This window comes from Pseudomonas sp. AM4(2022) (assembly GCF_036346515.1).
Taxonomy (GTDB): Bacteria; Pseudomonadota; Gammaproteobacteria; order Pseudomonadales; family Pseudomonadaceae; genus Aquipseudomonas; species Aquipseudomonas paracarnis.
The window spans coordinates 1-2,422 of sequence record NZ_JAOTNW010000052.1 but is presented as its reverse complement, the minus strand read 5'-3'; the positions used below and the strand labels follow the sequence as shown (position 1 = coordinate 2,422).

Below are 2,422 nucleotides of genomic sequence, written 5' to 3'. Positions count from 1 at the left end.
ACCCACGACCATCTCGACAGAACGCTCCACCGCCAGGCCCACCAGCACGTCCGGTCCCACGCCGGCTTCGATCAGGCGATGGGCAAGACGGTTGGCGCGGCTATTGAGCTCGACATAGCTCAGAGTCGCCTCGTTGAAGCGCAACGCCGGCGCATCCGGCTGTGCCAGCGCCTGGGCCTCGAACAGCTGATGCACCCACTGCCCTTGCGGGTAGTCACGCTCAGTGGTGTTCCAATCAGAGAGAATCTGCTCGCGCTCACGGGCGCTGAGTGTCGCCAGGTCCTGCAAAGGCAGCGCAGTATTCGCCACGGCGGCACGCAACAGGCTCAGCCAGTGCTCGGCCATGCGCGACACCGTGGCGGCATTGAACAAGTCGGTGGCATAGGTCAGGGAGGCCCAGATCGCGTCGCCGCTCTCCTGGGTATCCAGGCTCAGGTCGAACTGGGCGCTGTGGCTGTCCCATTCGAGGTTGGCCACGCGCAAGCCCGGCAGCGGGTGCGCCGCTGCTTGAGTGCTGGCCTGGTGATTGAACATCACCTGAAACAGCGGGTTGTGGCTCAAGCTACGTTCCGGTTGCAGTGCTTCCACCAGTTGCTCAAAGGGCAAGTCCTGATGGGCCTGGGCCTCCAGTGCACGGCGCTTGGTATGTTGCAGCAACTGGGCGAAGCTCATCTGGCCGTCGAGGTCGGCCTTGAGCACTTGGGTATTGACGAAGAAACCAATCAACGACTCGGTCTCGACGCGGTTGCGGTTGGCAATCGGCACGCCGACGCGAATATCCGGCTGGCCACTGTAGCGATAAAGAAAGGCCTGGAACGAGGCCAGCAGCAGCATGAACATCGTCATGCCTTCACGCTGGGCCAGGGCTTTCAACCCCGCGACCAATGCCGGCTCCAGCGCGATGTCCTGGCGCGCGCCGCGGAAGCTCTGCTGAGCCGGGCGCGGCTGGTCGAAGGGCAACTCCAGCACCGGCTGCGCGCCGCTGAGCAGTTCGCGCCAGTACGCCAGTTGACGGGCCTTCTCCCCCGCTTCCATCCAGCTACGTTGCCACAGCGCATAGTCGGCGTACTGGATCGGCATCGGCGCCAAGGCACAGTCCTGGCCCTGGCTGTAGGCGGCGTAGAGTTGCATCAACTCCTGCACCATCACGCCCATCGACCAACCATCGGAAACGATATGGTGCTGCACCAGTACCAGCACGTGTTCTTCTGCATTCACTGCGAACAAGCTGACCCGCAACAACGGGCCTTGCTGCAAGTCGAAGGGACGGGCGATTTCCGCTTCGACGCGGGCCTTGAGGTGTGCTTCGTCGACGGCGCTTTCGGCGATCTCGATCACGCTGTGGGCCAGCACCTCCTGGGCACGCTCATCGGCATCCAGATGCAGGCGCGTGCGCAGGCTTTCATGGCGTGCCACCAGGGTATCGAAACTGCGTTGCAGGGCGGCCTTGTCCAACTGGCCGCTCAGACGCAGGGCGCCGGGGACGTGATAGGCATCGCTGTCCGGGTCCAGCTGCCAGAGAAACCACTGGCGCTCCTGGGCGTAGGACAGCGGCAACTTCTGGCCGTCCTCGCGAATCGAGGCAATCGGTAGCTGGGCGAAGCTCATGCCCCGGTTTTGCAGGCGCTGGTAAAACTGCTGGCGCTGTTCCAGAGGCAGGCGAAGAAAGCGCGAAACCAGATCGATATTAGGGTTGGAAAGCATGGTTCAAATCGCCTCTAGTTCGCTCAAAAAGTCACGAAGATCATCAAAGTCTTCCGCGCTGCCGGCGCGGAAGGTCGCGGCGGCCTGGACATAGGCGCGCAGCGTTTCGGTCTGGAATACTTCCACCAGTGGCACTTCCAGCCCCAGTTCGGCCTGGACCCGCGAGGTGATCTGGATCGCCAGCAGGGAATGGCCGCCCACTTCAAAGAAGTTGTCGTTAAGGCCCACTTGCGGCAGGCGCAGCACGTCAGCCCAGATCGCGGCGACCTGCTGTTCAAGCTCGGTTTCGGGGGCCACATAGGTTTGTTGCAACAGGCTGGCGTCCGGCTCGGGCAAGCCCTTGCGGTCGAGTTTGCCGTTGGGCGTCAGCGGCATCTGGGCGAGGAACATGAAGTGCGTGGGCACCATGTAGTCCGGCAGGCGGGTTTTCAGGGCGCGGCGCAGGCTGTCGCGCAACTCGGCCTGATCGGCCAGGTTGGCATCTGCCGGAACCACATAGGCCACCAGTTGTTTGCCAGTCGGGCCGTCCTGGGCGACTACGACGGTTTCACCGACGTTGTCCTGTTCACGCAAGCGCGCTTCGATTTCGCCCAATTCGATCCGGAAACCGCGAATTTTTACCTGATGGTCAACGCGACCGAGGTAGTCCACCACGCCATCCGGGCGACCACGGGTCAAGTCGCCGCTGCGATACACGCGGCTACCCGGTTTGCCGAAT

2 protein-coding genes are annotated in these 2,422 nt (G+C 62.9%); both read right to left on the bottom strand.

Translation table 11 applies throughout. The features are described 5' to 3' along the window. Positions 1-1,704, bottom strand: a 1,704-nt coding sequence (locus ODQ19_RS27895) for a condensation domain-containing protein (protein WP_330211825.1), incomplete at its 3' end; no start/stop codon positions are given. Positions 1,705-1,707: 3 nt separating this feature from the next. Further along, positions 1,708-2,422, bottom strand: a 715-nt coding sequence (locus tag ODQ19_RS27890; RefSeq protein WP_330211824.1) for a phosphopantetheine-binding protein, incomplete at its 5' end; no start/stop codon positions are given.